The following is an 18,275-nucleotide window of genomic DNA, read 5'->3' on the forward strand; positions in this document are numbered from 1 at the left end:
CCGCCGTGCCGGCGAGGGCCGCGGTCGTGCGACCGCCCCCGGCCGGACCCGGCGCGGGGGCGGTGGTCGACGGCCGGGGCGGCCGTGCGGTCGGGCCGGTGTCGTGCGAGGCCGGCCTCCGGATGATCAGGCCTCGACGACGCCGGACTTGGCGACGCGGACCTCGGCCTTGGTGCGGCCGGAGGGAGTGCCCAGGGCCTCGACCTTCTTGACGACGTCCTGGCCCTCGACGACCTCGCCGAAGACGACGTGCTTGCCGTCGAGCCAGTCGGTGACGATGGTGGTGATGAAGAACTGCGAGCCGTTGGTGTTCTTGCCCGCGTTCGCCATCGAGAGCAGGAACGGGCGGTCGTGCTTGAGGTCGAAGTTCTCGTCGGCGAACTTCTCGCCGTAGATGCTCTTGCCGCCGGTGCCGTTCTCGTTGGTGAAGTCACCGCCCTGGAGCATGAACTGCGGGATGACGCGGTGGAACGGGGAGCCGGCGTAGCCGAAGCCGTGCTCGCCGGTGGCCAGCTCACGGAAGTTGCGGGCGGTCTTCGGGACGACGTCGTCGAAGAGCTTGAAGACGATGCGGCCGGCCGGCTCGTCGTTGATGGTGATGTCGAAGAAAACGTTGTTGCTCATGGGGACATCCTGTCATTCCTCAGCCACCGCGCGCGCACGGGCCTGCCCCTCTCGGGTGTCGGCGGGGGATGAGGACAGGCGGGAGCGGCGCACACGCGGGTGCCCCGTACCCCCTTCACGGGTGGTACGGGGCACGGGAACGTCGGACGGTCCACGAGGTACGTGGCGTACGCGTGCGCGCAGCGCGTGGAGCACGTCAGCCGGTGAGCCGCGGGGACTCCATGGTCAGAGGAGACCGCCGGTCGTGGGTGCCTCCGGCACCTGCGGGGCCTGGACGTCGCCGGCGCCCTCGACGGTGTCGCCCAGGAGGGAACCGACACCCTGGTCCTCCTGGAGCAGGCCGGTGACGCCGCCGACCGCACCGCCGGAGTCCGCGGCGGAGGCGTTCGGGGGCGGGGTGACGAGGGCCGTGACGACGCCTGCGGCGAGGGAGGCGATGGCGAGCATGCTGCGCTTCTTCATGCCCGGGTCAACTGCGCACGGCCGTCGAGGTTACGGGTGCCGCCCGCACCGATTCCGTACGCCGTCATCCGGCCGGCCCGATGCGGCGCATAATGCATGACAGTAGGAAATTTCACCATTCCGGCGGAACCATCCTTTCGTGATGGATGTCTTCCCCAGTGACACCACTGTCCCCATCGCACGAGGAACCCGGGGGACGCCATGCTTCACCGTCAGAGCCTCGCGGCCGCTGCCGCGGGCATCCTCCTCACCGCCGGGATCGGCGCCACGATCCCCGCAGGTGCCACGGCCGCCCCGACCCGCACCACGGCCCCGCCGGCCATGGCCCAGGTCGTGAACGTCCGCTGGGGCGGCCACCCCACCTTCGACCGGCTGGTCATCGACGTCCGGGGCACGATGCCCCCGGTGAGCGTCACTCCGGTGAAGGTGCTGCGCTACGACGGCTCGGGCCAGAAGGTGCCGCTCGCCGGGAAGTACTTCCTGGAGATCAAGCTCTCGCCCGCCGCCGCCCACAACGATGCCGGCCAGTCCGTCTACAAGGGACCCCGGCTGCTGAAGATCCATCTTCCCGCCCTCAAGGGTGTCGCCCTGACCGGCGACTTCGAGGGCGTGGTCACCGTCGGAGCCGCCTTCCACGTCAAGCCCTTCTACAAGACCTTCGTCCTGCACTCCCCCGAGCGCTTCGTGCTGGACGTCGCCCATCCCGCACCCGTGTGCCGCGGCTGAGCCGCGACCGCCACGGGCGGTGGCCGGTCCGGGGCCGGCCACCGCCCCCTCTCCGGAACGGGACCGGGTCAGGAAGGGTCCGTGGTCTCCAGGTAGACGGTCTCGCCGGTCCGGCGGGCCCGGTCGATCGCGGCCAGCCGCCGGAAGGTCGGCGGGGTCATCTCCCGCTCCCACTCGGCGAGCGAGCGGACCTGGTAGGCACTGTGCTCCTCCGGGTCGAGGACGACGGCGTCGATCTGCTCGTCGGTCAGCTCCCCGCCGTCGAAGATGAAGCCGATGTGGTTGGCCGGCCAGTCCTCGCCTCGGTCGCAGGTGAAGTGGGTGCCGAGGAGCCGTGGTTCGCCGGCGAAGACCAGGCCGGTCTCCTCGCGGCACTCCCTCAGGGCCGTCTCCCACGGGGTCTCGCCCGGATCCATGTTCCCGCCGGGCCACTGCCAGTGCTCGGACGCCTGGGTGGCGAGGAGCTGGAACGGGCGCCCGCGCGTGTCCGTGAAGTAGAGGCAGGCGTACGCGGTCGCTCTCGGCAGCGTCGCGATGTACTCGGCGGGCGGCAGCCAGGCGTGGGTCATGGGGCGGCTCTCTCTCGTCGAGGGCGGCAGAACGATCACCACCATCCAAGCGGTCGGACCGGCCCCGTCGGGCCCCCCGCACGGGCGTCACCGGATCGTGTGATCACCTCGGCCCAGGACGCCGGCAGCCGGCCGGCGCCGGGACCTGTGCCGGTCAGCGGTCGCCGGGGTCCGGGAGTTCGCGGAGCAGCCGGCGCTCCACCAGCCGTTCGTGCACGAGCCGTCCGACGAGGGCGCCTCCGTACACGACGAAGCCGACGCCGACGAGCCATGACTGCAGGACGAGGACCGTGCCGAACTGGCCGTAGGTCACGGCGTTGGAGGCGATGAGGGGCGAGAAGACCAGCTGGGAGAAGACGCGCAGGCCGAGCAGGCCGAGGGCGGTGAGGACGGCTCCCGGGACGAGGGCGCGCCAGCGGATGCGGCCGCACAGCAGGAAGCGCTGCGACCACCAGAAGAAGAGGAAGGTGCCGACGACGTCGCCGACGGCGACGAGGATGGTGACGGCTGCCGACGCGTGTTCGGGTACCGGGCCGGCGACGAAGAGGAGGAGTGCCGCGACGAGGACGGCGAGCCAGACCACGTGGCGCCACATGGTGTGCCAGCGGGCGGTGGGCAGGTCCCAGACCCGTTCGTATCCGGTCTGCACGGCCGATCCGAAGGTGACGCCGAACGCGGCGAGGGCGGCGAGACCGAAGGCGGTGGTGCGCTGCAGGGCCTGTCCCGGCTGGCCGAAGAGCCGCTCGACCTCCTCCTGGGAGACCTCGGAGACGCCGAGTCCCTGGACGAGCCAGCGGGCGAAGCCCTGGCCGCTGGCGAGGTCGGCGGCGGCGACCACGATGAGGAGGGGCACGAGGGTGAGGAGGCTGAGCGCGGCGAACCCCATGGCGCGGTGCATCAGTTCCACCTCGCGGCCGCGGTTCCAGACGAGGCCGACCGGTGACGCGAGGACGCGGACGTGGAGCCGGTGGAACCAGTGGCCGTGCTCGGCGGGGGCACCGTCGCGCGGCGCACCGGAAGTGGGGGGCATGCCTCGTCGAGTACCCCGCCGGCCGGCGGAACCCGTCCGGCATGCGGCCGAACGGGTGCACCCGCCGCCGGAGGCTCAGTGCCGGACGGGGCGGGCGGCGGGGCCGGGGCGGACGGTGACCTCGAAGGGAGTGAGCGGCTTGTGCTCCTCGCCGGTGCAGACGACCTCGACGCGGACGGGCGCGCCGCAGTCGGAGTGGCGGATGTCCAGCGGGGTGCCGGCCGGGTCGGCGGCGTGGGTGTCGCCCCACTGCTTGAGGGCGAGCAGGACGGGCCACAGGTCGCGGCCCCTGGAGGTGAGGCGGTACTGGGAGCGGGTGCGGGCGCCGGGTTCGCGATAGGGCTCGACGCGCAGGATGCCGGCGGCGACGAGTTTGCGCAGCCGGTCGGCGAGGACCGCCTCGGAGAGTCCGAGGTGGCGGCGGAAGTCGTCGTAGCGGCGCACTCCGTTGAAGGCGTCCCGCAGGATCAGCAGGGACCACTTCTCTCCCACCAGGTCCAGCGCGCGGCGGACCGGGCAGTTCTCGGTGTCGATCTCCAGCCACTCCATCGTCCCACTCTAACGAGCTGACTGCGGCGTTGACAGTCAGCCGGCCGAACATCTAGCTTCGATCTTCGAAGTCAGATGGCGGGCGCGCGCCCCCCGGCGGAGGGAAGAGTGATGGAGCGGACACGAACGGTGCGCTGGGAGGACGCGGCGGCCACCGCCGCGGCCGCCGGCACGATGGCGGGTCTGGACTTCCTCCGTGCGATCGCCGAGGGCCGCCTTCCCGCCGCGCCGCTCGGCGCGCTGCTCGGCTTCGCCCTGGACGAGGTCGAGGACGGCCGGGCGGTCTTCTCCTTCGAGCCGGGCGAGGAGCACTACAACCCGATCGGGAGCGTGCACGGAGGCGTCTACGCGACCCTGCTCGACTCGGCGGCGGGCTGCGCCGTGCACTCCACGCTGCCGCAGGGCATGGGGTACACCTCGCTCGACCTGTCGACCCGCTTCCTGCGCCCGATCACGCGGGACACCGGCAAGGTGCGGGCGATCGGCACGGTGCTGAGCCGGGGCCGCCGAACGGCGCTGGCCGAGGCGGGGCTTTACGACGGACAGGACCGGCTGCTCGGGCACGCGACCAGCACGTGCATGCTGTTCCCCATGGCCTGAGCCGGACCGGTCCGGCCCGGGTCAGGAGCAGACGAACGGGCGTCCGGTGCGGGTGCAGTGGTCGGGAGCGAGGTCGTCGGCGGGATAGGGGGCGCCGGTGGCCTGGAGCGCGGCACTGACCAGGGTGGCGAGCAGGTCGATGTCCGAGCCCGCGTCCAGACGGACCGTCACCCAGCCGGAACCGGCGCGCAGTCGCAGCGCGCTCGATCCGAGGAGGGCCGGCCGCAGCCGGGCGATCATGGCGCGGGTGAGGTGGACGTCGGCTTCGTGCTCGCCGTGGAAGTGCACGATCTCCTGCGTGGCGGTGCGCAGTCCGAGCTCGGCGCCGCACGGCGCGCGGTCGGCGATCAGCGAGGGCCAGCTCATCAGGCGTTCACTGGCGTGCCTGGCTGTGTTCATACGAGGAGCGTGCCGCGCCGGACGGGGCGGCACAAGCGTCCGGCGGAAATAATCCGGCCCGTGCGTGAAACCCGTCGACTCGCGTCACACCGTGGTGCGTTCACGTCACGCCCTGGTGCTTCCGCGTCACTCCTGAGGGCGTTCGCGGCGTCGCGCGGCGAGCACCGCGACGTCGTCCTCGGCCGTGTGCGCGTCGAGTCGGCGCAGCACCTCGTCGACCACTTGCTCCGGCCCTGAGCCCGGCGGCAGCCGCAGCGCGGCGAGCCGGTCGAGCGAGACGTCGATGTCCTCGCCGCGCCGTTCGACGAGGCCGTCGGTGAACAGCAGCAGGGTGTCGGCCGGGGCGAGCGCGCGCACAGCCGGCTCGTAACCGCCGAGTCCGGTGCCGAGCGGCGGCCCGACGGGCAGCTCGACGAGTTCGGCCGAGCCGTCGGCGGCGAAGACGACCGGCGGGAGGTGCCCCGCGCTGGCGAAGGTCGCGGTGGAGCGCGCCGGGTCGACCTGGATCAGCAGACAGGTCGCCGGCCGCCGCCCCTCGTCCTCGGCCACGACGGCGTCCAGCTGGCGCAGGACCCGGTGCGGCGGCAGGTCGGACGCGGCGACCTCGCGCAGTGCGCTCCGGTAGGCGTTCATGTCCACGGCGGCGTCGAGGCCGTGGCCCATGACGTCGCCGACGACCAGGAGGCTGCGGCCGAAGTGGAGCCGTACCGTCTCGAACCAGTCGCCGCCGACGAGGGTGCGCGGGCCGGCGGGGAGATAGCGGCCCGCGATCTCCAGGTTGGGGTGCGGCCGGCCCGGCTCCGCGACCAGGGCGCGCTGCAGGTGCAGCGCGGTGGCCTCGGTGGCGGTCAGCCGGCGCGCGTGCCCGAGGTGGACGGCGGCGAGCCGTGCCGCGTGGGCGACCACGGCCGTCTCGTGCGCGGAGAAGCCGCCGGCGGCCCGGGCCACGCGGACCTGGCCCATGTCCTCGCCCTGCGGCGTGCGCAGCGGCAGCACCAGGACGGCGCCGGTGCGCTCCTCGTCGTCCCCGGGGCCGGCGGGGGGCCGGTCGAGCAGGGCGCCCTTCCCGGCGGTGACGGCGAGGCCGGTGGCGGACCCGCCCTCCTCCTGCGGCTGCGGCTGGAAATCGACGGCGGCGGCGTCGGCGACCCGGCGCACCAGGAACTCGGCGAGTTCGGCGCAGATGGCCCCTTCCTCGGGCCTGGTGCCTATCTCGGCAGCGGCGTGCTCCAGTGCGTCGAGCCGGGCCAGGACGGCCTCGTACTCCCCCGCCGGCAAGGACCGCTCCCCCGCTCGTCCGGACACCGCACCTCCACACCCGTTCACGTCCCTCCATTCCATCAGCGGCCCGTCCACCCCGCGCGCGGCACCCCCCGGATCAGCGCCGGGTCACCCTCGGTGAGGCCGTGGCCCGGTCCGTGCGGGCCCTTGCTGTTCCTCGTGCCGGGTGGACGTTCCGAGCGCTAGGCTGCGGCTACCAGCGAGTAACCCAGGGCACACCGGGGGGAACAGTCATGACGACCGGGTACTTCAGCTCCGTCGACGACGTCGCCGAGCGCCTCGCCGCGACCGGCTATCTGGCCTCGCCCGCCGTCGCCACCACCGTCTTCCTCGCGGACCGGCTGGGAAAGCCGCTGCTCGTCGAGGGGCCCGCCGGTGTGGGCAAGACGGAGCTGGCGAAGGCGGTCGCCGCGGTCGCGGGGGCGCGCCTGGTCAGGCTCCAGTGCTACGAGGGCGTGGACGAGGCGCGCGCCCTGTACGAGTGGAACCACGCCAAGCAGCTGCTGCGGATCACCGCGGGCCGTGACGAGAGCTGGGACGAGACCCGCACGGACATCTTCGGCGAGGAGTTCCTGCTGTCCCGGCCGCTGCTCACCGCCATCCGCTCCGACGGGCCGACCGTGCTGCTCGTCGACGAGACCGACAAGGCCGACGTCGAGGTCGAGGGACTGCTCCTGGAGGTCCTCAGCGACTTCCAGGTGACCGTGCCGGAACTCGGCACCATCACCGCCACCCGCCGGCCCTTCGTCGTCCTCACCTCCAACGCCAGCCGGGAGCTTTCCGAGGCACTGCGCCGTCGCTGCCTGTTCCTGCACATCGACTTCCCCGAGGAGGAGCTGGAGCGGCGGATCGTCCGGAGCAAGGTGCCCGGCATAAACGAGGCGCTCACGGCGTCCGTCGTGCGGGTCGTCGGCGCCCTGCGCGCGATGGACCTGCGCAAGGCCCCGTCGGTGGCCGAGACCGTCGACTGGGCCCGCACCCTGCTCGCGCTGGGCGCGGACACGCTCTCCGAGGACGTCGTGCGGGACAGCCTGGGGGTGATCCTCAAGCACCAGGAGGACATCCGGAAGGCGGCCGCGAAGCTGGACCTGGACACGATGTGAACGCCGTTCTCCCGAACGACCGGCCGGACCCGGCGGACGCACCGGCTTCCCGTGGCCCGGGCGACCGGGTCACCGGCCTGGTGCGGGCGCTGCGGGCGCACGGCCTCGGCATCGGAACGGGCGAGACGGTCGACGCGGGGCTCGCCCTCGCGGCGGTGGGCTTCGACGACCGGGAACGGATGCGGGAGGCGCTCGCCGCGACGCTGCTCCACGGAGCGGCACAGCGAAGGCTTTTCGACCACGTCTTCGACCTGTACTTCCCGGCGGTCGAGGGACGGGCCGAGGAGGACGAGCCGGGAGCGCCGGCCGGCGACGGCTCCGCGGGCGAGCCGACCTCCGGACCGGCACGGCTGCGCGACCGGCTGGCCGCCGCCCTCGCGGCAGGCGACGACACGGCGCTGAACGCACTGGCCGCAGAGGCCGTCGGGGCGCTCGGCGGGTACGGCACGGCACCCGGCTCGGACGGCTGGTCCTCGTACCAGACGCTCTCCCGGCTCCGCCCCGAGACGCTGCTGGCCCGGATCCGGGCGATGCTCGCGAGCGGGGAGGGCGGCGGGAGCCCCGGGGACGTGCCGGAGTTCGCCGACCGGCTGACCGACGACGAGATCCGGCGGCGCATCGAGGACTTCCGGGAGCGGGTGCGGACGGAAGCCCGCCGCCGGGTGGCGCTGCGACAGGGCCGGGACCGGGTGGCCCGGCGGGCGGTGGCGGCCACGGCGGACCGGGTCGACTTCCTGCTCGCCGGCCGGGACCAGCTGGACGAGCTCCGGCGGACCGTACGGCCGCTCGCCCGGAAGCTCGCCACCCGGCTCGCCGCGCGCCGGCGCCGGGCCGCGCGCGGCGAGATCGATCTGCGGCGCACCCTGCGGCGTTCCCTGTCGACCGGCGGGGTGCCGGTGCGGCCGGTGCTGCGGCGACGGCGGCCGGGGCGGCCGGAGCTGGTGCTGCTGTGTGACATGTCGGGCTCAGTGGCGGGCTTCGCGCACTTCACGATGCTGCTGGTCCAGGCGCTGCACGACCAGTTCAGCCGGGTCCGGGTGTTCGCGTTCGTCAACCGGGTCGACGAGGTGACGGACCTGGTGGCGAGGGGCCGCGCGGACCCGGCCGGGCTGGGCGAGCGGATCCTCGCCGAGGCGACGCTGACCGGCTGGCACGGCCAGAGCGACTACGGGACGGCGCTCGGCGAGTTCGCCGAGCGCTACCTCGACGCCCTGGGGCCGCGCACCGTGGTCTTCGTGCTCGGCGACGCCCGCACCAACCGCAGCGACCCGAATCTCGCGGCCCTGAAGCTCGTCGCGGACCGGGCCCGCCGGATGTACTGGCTCAACCCGGAGCAGCCCGCCCTCTGGTCCACCGGCGACTCCGTCGCGCACGCCTACGCGGAGCTGGTCGAGATGCGCCCCTGCCGCAACGCCGGGCAGCTCGCCGAGCTGATCGGACGGCTGCTCCCGGTCTGACCGAGGAGCAGGGCGGGCGGCCCGAGCAGGGCGGGCGGCCCGAGCAGGGCGGGCGGCCCGAGCAGGGCGGATCGTGGCGTGCGCGGTAGCGTGGCCCGCATGGAACTCATCGGTGAGATCACGGCCGGCCGTCCCCTGCTCGTCCTCGCGGTCAAGGAGGAGGCCCAGCACCTCGACACCGACCTGCCGGTGCTGCTGACGGGCATGGGCAAGGTCAACGCGGCGACGGCGCTCGCCACGGTCCTGGCGCGCGGGCCGCGTCCCTCCGAGGTCGTCAACCTCGGCACGGCGGGCGCGCTGCGCGCGGGCTTCACCGGTACCCATGTCGTCGGCACGGTCATCCAGCACGACCTCGACGGCGAACTGCTCGCGACGCTCACCGGCGAGACCTACGGGGCGCCGATCACCCTGCCCGCCGGCGGTGACGTGGTGCTGGCGACCGGCGACGCCTTCATCTCCGACGAGGCGGCGCGGGAGCGGCTCGCGCTGCGCGCCGCGCTGGTGGACATGGAGGGCTACGCGCTCGCGACGGCCGCCGTCGGCGCCGGGGTGCCGCTGCGGCTGGTGAAGCACGTGAGCGACGAGGCGGGCGAGGGCGCGGCCCGCAGCTGGCGCGAGTCGGTCGCCGAGTGCGCGAGGGCGCTGGCCGACTGGGCGGAGGCCAACACCCCGTACCGCGTCTGAGGCACCGTCCCCAGAGGCACGGCGACGGCCGGCACGGCGGCCCGAAAGCCCTGACCGCCGGCCGGTCCGGCGCTGCCTGACACGGCGCACGAGGGGCCGGGCGGTCCGCCCCGGCCCCTCGCCGCGCCGCCGCTCAGCCCAGCGGCAGTTCGAGCACCGCCGGGGCGCCCTCGGTCGCGGAGACCGTGGTCTGCGTCCAGACCGCCGCCACCTCTTCCGAGACGTCCGCGTACAGCGGGTCCTTGCTGTCGATCACCAGCATCAGCCGGTGTCCTTCGGGGATGTCGTACGCGGCGGCCTGCAGCTTCCAGCGGACCTCACGGCCCTGTCCGGGCGTCAGGTCCTCGACGTTCAGCGGTTCGTGGGTGATGATCCGGGCCGTCCCGTCCTCGGCCAGGTCGAAGAGGTGCGCGACCAGGGTCGCCGCGCCGACCGTGGACCGGACGGTCAGCCGCAGTTCGGGAACGCCGCGCACCCGGCGGCCCGCGTTGCCGCCGGCCGGTCCCGTCAGCGGCTCCGTCGTCCACACCAGGGCGTGGGTGCGGTCGATCTTCCGCGTGTCGTAGATCTTCGGGTTGCCGGACCACTCCGCCCTGCCGGTCTCCATGATCTTGTCCATCGCGGTGGCCTCGGTGTCCACGCCCGCGATGAACGACCGCTCCCAGACGGTCTCCGCGTCGGCGCCGGGCGGCGCGTCGGCCGGGACGAGTCCGCCGTCCGTACCGCCCGCGCCGCCGCCCGTCAGGGCGAGCAGCTCGGTGCGGGTGGTGACCTCGGACCAGTCGGCGTGGGTCTCGCGTTGGGCCTCTTCGACGATCTCGTTCTCCCCCGTCGGCTGCCCGGTCTCGGGGTCGCGCACCGGCACGGTGGTGTACGTGAACATGACCTGGTTCCTGACGGCCGGCCAGTCCTCCACGCCGTTGCGCTCGCCCTTGAGGTGGTGGTCGAGCCACTGGTACGCCTCGAGCATCGGGACGTTGACGTCGCCGGGCGTGGCGGGCGGCGCGACCAGGCCGCGCCCCTCGGGCACGGCGTGGTCGCCGATCCACATGTTGAGCCGCTTGGGCACGGTCAGGGCGTTGAAGGTCTCCAGGACCTGGTTGACCGCGAACAGGCCCTCGTGCCAGGTGTTGGAGAAGAAGGTCGGCGTGCCCTTCTCGTTGGTCTCGGCGAGGTACGACTGGGGCGCGCGCCGGGTGCCCCACGCGACCACCTCCGCCATGTCGCGGCCGGCCAGGAACTTCTCCAGGATCGCGCGGGTGGGCTCGTCGAACTTGTCCTCGACCTTGCCGCCGGTGACCCTGAGCAGCGTCCTGACGGCCTCGACGTGGCGCACGCCGTTGTCGTACAGGCTCGTGGCGAGGTTGCCCCAGGTGCTGAGGGCCACGACCGCCTGGACCCGGTCGTCGTGGGCGGCGACCAGCTGGCTGATGCCGGAGCCGTAGGACTCGCCGAGGAAGCCGATCGCGCTGGGGCCGAAGTTCTCGACCGCGTAGTCGACGACGGCCGAGCCGTCCGCCCAGTCGCGTGGCCCGGCGACGTCGATGTGGCCCGGCGAGGTGGAGGGCAGACCCTCGATGCCGAGGCCGCGGGGCGTGTAGGCGACGACGTGGTAGCCCTTGGCGGCCAGGGTCAGATACGCGTAGATGAACAGCGCCCAGCCCAGGGGCTGCCAGCCGGCCGGCATGACGACCAGCGGGTGGGGGCCGGGCGCGAGCTGGCGGAGGGTGAAGGCGGAGAGCCGGATGCCGTCCTCGGTCTCGATGCGCGGGAAGCCGGGCAGGGCGAGCCCGCGCACCCGGTCGACCAGTTCGGCGAGTTCGGCGGGCAGCAGGTCCGTCCTGGTCCCGTCCTCCAGCGCGGCGGCCAGCGTCTGGCCGAGCCTGGCGGCGTCGGGGTCGAGGGTGCCGTCGGCGGCCCACGGGCCGCGGGCGGCGATCCGTGCGACATCGGCCTCGGTCACGGCTTCGCTGATGATCGAGCTGAAGGTGTTGTCCTCGGGCACGTGCACCCGTTCCTCTCGTCCGGTCCGGAGGTTCCGTGCGCCGGTCCACGGCCACCGGTCACCCGGACGCGGTGTGTCCGCAATGCGGACGGCGGCGCACGGTCAGCAAGCCTGGCCCATTGCGGACAGAGCCACCAGAGAGCGCATGAAGGGCGCGTGAGACATCCAACCGGGGCAGGGACGACACCAGCTGCCCGGTTTCGTACGTTTGGAACGGGCCCGGCCCGCTACCGCACGGCTCCGGGGGCGGCGGGCGCGGGCGCCGCGGCCGGTTCCGGCGGTCGTACGACGAGCAGCGCGGCCACGTCGTCGTCGAGCCCCGCGGCGCCGTACGCGGCGAGGTCGCGGTGGAGGAGCGACAGGACCCGCTCCGCGGGCTCCCCCGCCCAGGTGGCGAGGCGTTCCTGGAGCGGATAGAAGTCGCCGTCCCGGTCGCGGGTCTCGCTCACGCCGTCGGTGAAGAGCAGCAGCCGGTCCCCCGGCCCGAACGGCACCTCCTCGACGCGGTGCCGGGAGGCGTACAGGCCGGCCAGGTTGACCGGCAGGGAGGGGTCGGCGAGGGTGACCGGCCGCACCCGGTCGCCGTGCTGGAGCAGCGGGGCGGGATGCCCGCAGCTGAGGAGGCGCACGACGTCCTCGTCGTCGGGCAGTTCGAGCAGCAGCACGGTGGCGAAGCGTTCGGCGGCGTCGGAGTCGGGGTCCCAGGCCCCGTACTGCTGCAGGCCCTCTTCGAGCCGGTCGGCGAGGCCGGCCAGGTCGCGCGCCTCGGTCACCGAGGCGCGGTAGGACCCGAGCAGCACCGAGGCGGTCTCGACCGCGCCGAGGCCCTTGCCCTGGACGTCGCCGAGCATGACGCGGACGGCGCCGGGGACCCGTACCGCCTCGTAGAAGTCGCCGCCGATCCGGGCCTTGGCGGCGGCGGAGACGTACAGCAGGTGCAGTTCGACCCGGCCGAGCCGGGGTGCCAGCGGGCGCAGCAGCACCCGCTGGACGACCTCGGCGACGGCGGTCACCTCGCTCAGGTCGCGCTCGTAGCGCGTGCGGACCTGGCTCACCCAGACGGCGGCGGCGATGACGGCGCCGAGGACCAGTTCGGCGCCGATGACGTCGGTGGCGGCGTCGCCCTGCACGAGGCCGAGGACCAGCCGCAGCACCATGGCGAGCACGCCGATGACGAGGGTGCCGCGCACGCCCCAGGTGATGGCGGCGAGTGCGGGGCCGATGACGAGGAGGCGGTCGAAGTGCTGGCCCTGCGAGGTGATGAGGTCGGCGAGGACCACGAGGGCGAGGGCCAGCAGGGGCAGCGCGAGACCCAGGGTGAACTGGGTGCGCGTTCCCGTCGTGGCGGGAACGCGGTGACCAGCGGAGGGCATTTCAGGATCGTACGTTCGGGGCCGGGGCGGACCCCGGCGTTACGGCCTCACGGGCGTGTCCGGCCTTCCGGTCCGCGCGGGGCAGGGACAGCGTGGCCGGGATCGCGAGCGCCGCGACGGCGGCGAGGGCGGGCAGTGCGGTGCCGGAGGCGAGGAGCAGGCTCGCCAGGGCCACGCCGAGGACGGGGCCGGTGTTCATCGCGGTCTGCTGGAGGCCGCCCGCGACTCCCGCGTGCTCCTCGGGGGCGCGGTGGACGACGACGGAGGTCGCCGTGACCATGACGGCCCCGAAGCCGGCGCCGATCAGCGCGGCGGCGGAGCCCGTCGCGAACCCGGAGCCGGTGACCTCCGGCCGGGCGAGCAGCAGCACGCCGGCGGCCAGCAGCACGGCTCCGCCGGTGGCGGTGGTCCGCGCGCCGACACGTTTGGCGAGGACGGCGCTGAGGGGCGCGCAGACGATCATCAGCAGTGCGAGCGGCACCATCCGCAGGGCGGTCGGCAGCGGGTCCAGTCCGAGGGAGTCCTGGAAGAGGAACGTGGCCGTGAACACCGTGCCGGAGAGGGCGGCGGAGACGGCGAGCAGGGCGCCGAGACCGGCGGCGACCGGACCGGGGCGCAGCATCTCCGGCGGCAGCAGGGGCTGCGGGGCGCGCCGCTCGTGCCGCAGGAAGGCGGTGGCGGCGACCGTGGCGACGGCGAGGGCGGGCAGGGTTCCGGCGGCCGGCCCGTGGGCGAGCCCCTGGACGAGGGCGGCGAGCGCGAGGGCGAGCAGAGCGGCGCCGGACAGGTCGAGCGAGCGCAGCGCGGCCCGGACGGACGGGACACGTGCGGTTTCCCCGCGCGCCGTACGTGCGCCTCCGCGCTCGTCCCTCCGCACGCCGTCCGACACGCCGCTGTCCGGCATCCGGTCCTGCGTCCCCTTGCCCGCGGTCCGCGTCCCCGCCGTCCGGCCGGGCTCGGGGACGGCGAGGCAGAGCAGGGCGACGGCCAGGGTGGGCACGACGCCGATGAGGAAGACCGCGCGCCAGCCGTACGCGTCGACGAGCACGCCGCCCGCCAGCGGCCCGGCCGCGGCGGCGAGCCCGATGGCGCTCGTGCGCACGGCGACGGGCATGCCGAGCCGCTCCGGCGGATAGGCGCCGCGCAGCATCCCCAGCGTGGCGGGCTGGAGCAGCGCGCCGCTCACGCCCTGGACCACGCGCAGGGCGACGACCCAGCCGATCCCGGGCGCGGCGGCGATGCCGGCGGACGCGAGCGCGAATCCGAGGCAGCCGAGGGCGAAGACCCGCCGGTGGCCGTAGCGGTCGCCGAGCCGTCCGGCGAAGACCAGCAGGCCGGCGACCGCCACGAGGTATCCCGTGCTGGTCCACTGCACCTGGCCGGTGTCCGCCCCGAGGTCCCGCTGGAGCACGGGCTGGGCGATGGTCAGCACGGTGCCGTCGAGGGCGACGACGGAGGCGCCGACGACGCTGCAGGTGAGGGCCACGCGGCGGCCGAGGCGGCCGGTCACCGGCGGACCTCCGCGGTTCCGAGGTGGGCGTCGAGCGTGGCGGCGAGGACCGGCGTGACGTCGTCCGTGCCGGTCGCGAGCCGGAGGCTGCCCCAGCGCCGGAGCTGGGCGATGCCGTGGAGGTTGGCCCAGAGGGCGCCGGCGGTGACGGCGGGCTCGGCGGTGCCGGGACGGGCCCGGGCGACCAGCTCGGCGAGGTGGCCGAAGAGCGGGAGGCTCGTGTCGCGCAGGCCGAGCCGGCCGCTCTCCAGGAGGTCGTGGCGGAACATCAGCTCGTACATCCCACCGCGGCCGTCCGCGAAGTCGAGGTAGACGCGGGCCAGCGCCTCGATCCGGGCGCGGGGTTCGTCCTCGGTCACCGCGGCCACCCGCGCGCCGAGCTCGCGGAAGCCCTCACGGGCGATGGCGGAGAGCAGGTCGAGGTGGGTGGGGAAGTGGCGGCGGGGCGCGCCGTGGGACACACCGGCGCGGCGGGCGATCTCGCGGAGCGAGAGGGCCTGGACGCCTTCGGCGTCGACGAGCTCGACGCCGGTGCGGACGAGCCGTTCGCGCAGGCCTTCCTCGGGTGCGCGCCCGGGTTCTTCGGAGCGGGTCTCTTCAGGCATGGATTCTGTCTACATGATCTTCGTAGACACTGTCTACCAACTGTGACCAGCCCCGTAGACATCGTCTACGAAGTTCGCCCCCACCGTCCGCTACACTGGGCGGCAGCGAAGGGGAGTAGCCCTGCGAACCGGTCGTCGACACACTGGAGCCCTCGGGTTCCCGGTGACCGGGTCCGCGTGAAGCGCGGGCGGGCGAGACCTTCGGCCAGGCAGTACCGCCACGTCCGCGTTCCGTGGGCGTGGTCCGTCATGCCGGGCCGAGTGGTCCTCCCGTCGCCCACCGAGGCGCCGTGTCGGTCCCGGGCCCGGTCCGAGCAGAGAGCCTCCCGGTTATGCATCTCGACCCCTTGGCGATCGTCACCGCCTTCGGGCTGATCTTCCTCGCCGAGCTTCCCGACAAGACGATGTTCGCGTCCCTGGCCATGGGCACGCGCATGCGTCCGCTGTACGTGTGGTTCGGCACCGCGACGGCCTTCGTCGTGCACGTGGCCATCGCGGTCGGCGCCGGCAGCCTGCTCGGCCTGCTGCCCGGCTGGACCGTCAAGCTCGTCTCGGCCCTCATGTTCGGCTTCGGCGCCTTCGTGCTGCTGCGCGGCGGCGGGGACGACGAGAACGAGGAGGACGCCGGCGGCAGGACCGTGACCGGCTTCTGGCCCGTCTGGTCCACCGCCTTCATGGCCGTGTTCATCAGCGAGTGGGGCGACCTGACCCAGATCACCACGGCCAACCTGGCCGCCACCAACGGCACCTGGTCGACCGCCGTCGGCTCCGCCGCCGCCCTGATGACCGTCTCGGCCCTCGCGCTGGTCGCGGGCCGGTTCATCGCGAAGAAGGTGCCGCTGAAGACGGTGCAGCGGATCGGCGGCGTGTGCATGGCCGCGCTCGCCGTGTGGTCGCTCGCCGAGATCTTCACCGGCTGACTCGCGGCCGGCCCCGCGCGGCCCTTCGTGCTTCCGCCGCGGCGGAAGCCGGCCGTCACCTCCCGGGGAAGCGGTGGGCGATCCCTTGCTGAAGGTGTGAATCACTGCTTCACTCCTTCCATGCCCTACCGACGCACGCCCGCGGTCCAGGCCCGTCTCGACGCACAGCGCAGCGCTGTCGTCGAGGCGGGCCTCGGCCTGCTGGCCGAGCACGGCTACGCCGGCTGCACCGTGGCCGCCGTCGCCGCGCGGGCGGGAATCGCCACCGGAAGCGTCTACCGCCACTTCCCCAGCAAGGCGGAGCTCTCCGTCGAGCTGTTCCGGACGGTCGTCCGGCGTGAGGTGGCCGCCGTCTCCGAGGCCGCCGCGCTCGACACGCACCGGACGGCCGCCGACCGGGTCGTGGCGGTCATCGAGACCTTCGCCGGCCGCGCCCTCAAGGCGCCGCGCCTCGCCTACGCGCTGCTCGCCGAGCCGGTCGACCCGGCCGTCGACGCCGAACGGCTCGTCTTCCGCCGCGCGTTCCGCGACGTCTTCGCCGAGCGGATCGCGGCCGGCGTGCGGGACGGCGAACTGCCTCCCCAGGACGCCGTCCTGACCGCCTCCGCACTCGTCGGCGCGGGCGCGGAGGCGCTGATCGGCCCTCTGACGGTCGGGTCCCCGGGGCCCGGCACCGTCCCCGCACTGGTCACCTTCACCCTGCGAGCTCTGGGAGTTCCCGATGCCGACCACGCATGAGGTCACCAACCAGGTTCCGCCGCTCACCGGCTACGACGTCTCGGCCGACCCGGCGCTCCTCGAGGCGCTGCGCCGCGAGGGCGCCGGCTGGGCGGAGGACGACGTCCGCGAGCTGGGGGTGCGGGCCGGGAACGCCGAGGCCCAGGAGTGGGGGCGGCTCGCCGAGCGCCACTCCCCCGTGCTGCACACCCACGACCGGTACGGCCACCGGATCGACGAGGTCGAGTTCCACCCGTACTGGCACGAGCTGATGGGCGTCGCCGTCCGGCACGGCCTGCATGCGGCGCCGTGGGCCGACGGGCGGCCGGGTGCCCATGTGGCGCGCGCCGCGAAGGTGTTCGTGTGGGGTCAGGCCGACGCGGGCCACCTGTGCCCGGTCTCGATGACGTACGCGGCCGTTCCGGCGCTGCGCGCCGAGCCGGAGCTGGCCGCCGTGTACGAGCCGCTGCTGACCTCTCCCGACTACGACTTCGGACTGCGGGTCCCGACGGAGAAGCGCGGGATCATCGCCGGGATGTCGATGACCGAGAAGCAGGGCGGTTCGGACGTCCGGGCCAACACGACGCGCGCGGTTCCCACGGGCGAGCCCGGCACGTACGCGCTGACCGGGCACAAGTGGTTCACCTCGGCACCCATGTCGGACGTCTTCCTGACCCTCGCGCAGGCACCCGGCGGGCTCTCCTGCTTCCTGGTGCCGCGCGTGCTGCCCGACGGCTCGCGCAACGCCATCCGGCTCCAGCGCCTGAAGGACAAGCTGGGGAACAGGTCCAACGCCTCCAGCGAGATCGAGTACGAGGGCGCCCTCGGCCGGCTCGTCGGCGAGGAGGGCCGGGGCGTCGCCACCATCATCCGCATGGTGAACATGACCCGGCTGGACTGCGCGATCAGCTCCGCGTCCGGGATGCGCCTCGGCCTGGTGCAGGCCGTCCACCACGCGACCCACCGCAGCGCCTTCGGCGCCCGGCTCGTCGACCAGCCGCTGATGACCAACGTCCTCGCCGACCTGGCCGTCGAGGCGGAGGCCGCGACGGTCGCCGCGATGCGCCTCGCCGGCGCCGTGGACCGGGCGGCCGCCGGTGACCCCGAGGAGGAGCAGCTGCGCCGCCTGGGCCTTGCCGTCACCAAGTACTGGGTGTGCAAGCGGGCTCCCGCCCACGCCGCCGAGGCCCTGGAGTGCCTGGGCGGCAACGGCTACGTCGAGGACTCGGGGCTGCCCCGGCTCTACCGGGAGTCGCCGCTGCCGTCCATCTGGGAGGGCTCGGGAAACGTGGCCGCGCTCGACGTGCTGCGCGCGATGGCGAAGCAGCCCGCCGCCGTGGAGGCCTTCTTCGCCGAGGTGGACCGGGCGGCCGGCGCCGACCGCAGGCTGGACGCGGCCGTCGCCCGGCTGCGCAAGGAACTCGCCGGCCTGGGCGACCCGACGGCCCTTCAGTACCGGGCCCGCCGGCTGGTCGAGCACCTCGCGCTGGTCCTCCAGGGCTCCCTGCTCGTCCGCCACGGCCACCCGGCGGTCGCCGACGCCTTCTGCGCCTCGCGGCTGGACGGCGACTGGGGCATCGCCTTCGGCACCCTGCCGGCCGGCGTGGACACGGCGTCGATCATCGAGCGCGGCGCGCCCCTGACGACCGGCGCGTAGTCAC

At 73.9% G+C, this 18,275-nt stretch carries 19 protein-coding genes; 8 read left to right on the forward strand and 11 right to left on the reverse strand.

Annotated elements, in window-relative coordinates:
- Positions 1-126: 126 nt before the first annotated feature.
- Positions 127-624, reverse strand: coding sequence for a peptidylprolyl isomerase (locus ACFWJO_RS15250; RefSeq protein ID WP_386865175.1), 498 nt, complete (start codon positions 622-624; stop codon positions 127-129).
- Between the two features lie 225 nt (positions 625-849).
- Positions 850-1,086: a hypothetical protein gene (locus tag ACFWJO_RS15255; protein WP_386865176.1), complete on the reverse strand. Its 237-nt coding sequence runs from the start codon at positions 1,084-1,086 to the stop codon at positions 850-852.
- 201 nt (positions 1,087-1,287) lie between these two features.
- Between ACFWJO_RS15255 and ACFWJO_RS15260 the strand changes: the two genes are divergently transcribed.
- The gene (locus ACFWJO_RS15260; RefSeq protein WP_386865177.1) at positions 1,288-1,812 is read left to right on the forward strand and encodes a hypothetical protein; all 525 of its coding nucleotides are present in this window, start codon (positions 1,288-1,290) and stop codon (positions 1,810-1,812) included.
- Positions 1,813-1,880: 68 nt separating this feature from the next.
- On the opposite strand, the gene ACFWJO_RS15265 is transcribed toward ACFWJO_RS15260, so the two are convergent.
- The 3 genes from ACFWJO_RS15265 to ACFWJO_RS15275 all read right to left on the reverse strand — a co-directional run bounded on the left by ACFWJO_RS15265 (position 1,881) and on the right by ACFWJO_RS15275 (position 3,960).
- Positions 1,881-2,381, reverse strand: coding sequence for an NUDIX domain-containing protein (locus ACFWJO_RS15265; RefSeq protein ID WP_386865178.1), 501 nt, complete (start codon positions 2,379-2,381; stop codon positions 1,881-1,883).
- Positions 2,382-2,535: 154 nt separating this feature from the next.
- Positions 2,536-3,411, reverse strand: a complete 876-nt coding sequence (locus ACFWJO_RS15270) for a YhjD/YihY/BrkB family envelope integrity protein (RefSeq protein ID WP_386865179.1) — start codon at positions 3,409-3,411, stop codon at positions 2,536-2,538.
- Positions 3,412-3,486: 75 nt separating this feature from the next.
- Positions 3,487-3,960, reverse strand: coding sequence for a winged helix-turn-helix transcriptional regulator (locus tag ACFWJO_RS15275; protein ID WP_386865181.1), 474 nt, complete (start codon positions 3,958-3,960; stop codon positions 3,487-3,489).
- Positions 3,961-4,071: 111 nt separating this feature from the next.
- Here ACFWJO_RS15275 and ACFWJO_RS15280 point away from each other — a divergent pair, with 111 nt between their 5' ends.
- On the forward strand, positions 4,072-4,560 hold the full coding sequence (locus ACFWJO_RS15280; protein WP_384406752.1) for a PaaI family thioesterase: 489 nt from the start codon (positions 4,072-4,074) through the stop codon (positions 4,558-4,560).
- A gap of 21 nt (positions 4,561-4,581) precedes the next feature.
- On the opposite strand, the gene ACFWJO_RS15285 is transcribed toward ACFWJO_RS15280, so the two are convergent.
- Together ACFWJO_RS15285 and ACFWJO_RS15290 are read right to left on the reverse strand one after the other, a co-directional pair.
- On the reverse strand, positions 4,582-4,959 hold the full coding sequence (locus tag ACFWJO_RS15285; protein WP_384406754.1) for a luciferase family protein: 378 nt from the start codon (positions 4,957-4,959) through the stop codon (positions 4,582-4,584).
- A 126-nt stretch (positions 4,960-5,085) separates the two neighbouring features.
- A complete protein-coding gene (locus tag ACFWJO_RS15290) occupies positions 5,086-6,237 on the reverse strand; it encodes a PP2C family protein-serine/threonine phosphatase (protein ID WP_386865184.1) in 1,152 nt (383 codons plus the stop codon).
- Between the two features lie 236 nt (positions 6,238-6,473).
- On the opposite strand from ACFWJO_RS15290, the gene ACFWJO_RS15295 reads away from it, so the two are divergent.
- From ACFWJO_RS15295 to ACFWJO_RS15305, 3 genes are all read left to right on the forward strand, one after another.
- A complete protein-coding gene (locus ACFWJO_RS15295) occupies positions 6,474-7,343 on the forward strand; it encodes an AAA family ATPase (protein ID WP_386865186.1) in 870 nt (289 codons plus the stop codon).
- A gap of 77 nt (positions 7,344-7,420) precedes the next feature.
- Positions 7,421-8,800 carry a VWA domain-containing protein gene (locus tag ACFWJO_RS15300; protein ID WP_386865270.1) on the forward strand — a complete coding sequence of 460 codons (1,380 nt, stop codon included), beginning with the start codon at positions 7,421-7,423 and terminating at the stop codon, positions 8,798-8,800.
- Positions 8,801-8,899: 99 nt separating this feature from the next.
- On the forward strand, positions 8,900-9,484 hold the full coding sequence (locus ACFWJO_RS15305) for a nucleosidase (protein ID WP_386865187.1): 585 nt from the start codon (positions 8,900-8,902) through the stop codon (positions 9,482-9,484).
- A 133-nt stretch (positions 9,485-9,617) separates the two neighbouring features.
- Here ACFWJO_RS15305 and ACFWJO_RS15310 read toward each other — a convergent pair whose 3' ends face one another.
- From ACFWJO_RS15310 to ACFWJO_RS15325, 4 genes are all read right to left on the reverse strand, one after another.
- Positions 9,618-11,489 (reverse strand): alpha/beta fold hydrolase, encoded by a 1,872-nt coding sequence (locus tag ACFWJO_RS15310; protein WP_386865189.1) that lies wholly within the window; start codon positions 11,487-11,489, stop codon positions 9,618-9,620.
- A 227-nt stretch (positions 11,490-11,716) separates the two neighbouring features.
- On the reverse strand, positions 11,717-12,862 hold the full coding sequence (locus tag ACFWJO_RS15315) for a PP2C family protein-serine/threonine phosphatase (protein ID WP_386865191.1): 1,146 nt from the start codon (positions 12,860-12,862) through the stop codon (positions 11,717-11,719).
- Between the two features lies 1 nt (position 12,863).
- On the reverse strand, positions 12,864-14,372 hold the full coding sequence (locus ACFWJO_RS15320) for an MFS transporter (protein WP_386865193.1): 1,509 nt from the start codon (positions 14,370-14,372) through the stop codon (positions 12,864-12,866).
- The gene (locus ACFWJO_RS15325; protein ID WP_386865195.1) at positions 14,369-14,977 is read right to left on the reverse strand and encodes a TetR/AcrR family transcriptional regulator; all 609 of its coding nucleotides are present in this window, start codon (positions 14,975-14,977) and stop codon (positions 14,369-14,371) included. The genes ACFWJO_RS15320 and ACFWJO_RS15325 overlap by 4 nt, the downstream gene beginning before the upstream one ends.
- 332 nt (positions 14,978-15,309) lie before the next feature.
- Here ACFWJO_RS15325 and ACFWJO_RS15330 point away from each other — a divergent pair, with 332 nt between their 5' ends.
- From ACFWJO_RS15330 to ACFWJO_RS15340, 3 genes are all read left to right on the forward strand, one after another.
- Positions 15,310-15,897, forward strand: coding sequence for a TMEM165/GDT1 family protein (locus ACFWJO_RS15330; RefSeq protein ID WP_386865197.1), 588 nt, complete (start codon positions 15,310-15,312; stop codon positions 15,895-15,897).
- 120 nt (positions 15,898-16,017) lie between these two features.
- Positions 16,018-16,635, forward strand: a complete 618-nt coding sequence (locus ACFWJO_RS15335) for a TetR/AcrR family transcriptional regulator (protein ID WP_386865199.1) — start codon at positions 16,018-16,020, stop codon at positions 16,633-16,635.
- Entirely contained in the window at positions 16,619-18,271 is a 1,653-nt protein-coding gene (locus ACFWJO_RS15340; protein ID WP_386865201.1) for an acyl-CoA dehydrogenase family protein, read from the forward strand. Before ACFWJO_RS15335 ends, ACFWJO_RS15340 begins: the two co-directional genes overlap by 17 nt.
- Positions 18,272-18,275: the final 4 nt, after the last annotated feature.

This window comes from Streptomyces sp. NPDC127092 (assembly GCF_042722475.1).
Taxonomy (GTDB): Bacteria; Actinomycetota; Actinomycetes; order Streptomycetales; family Streptomycetaceae; genus Streptomyces.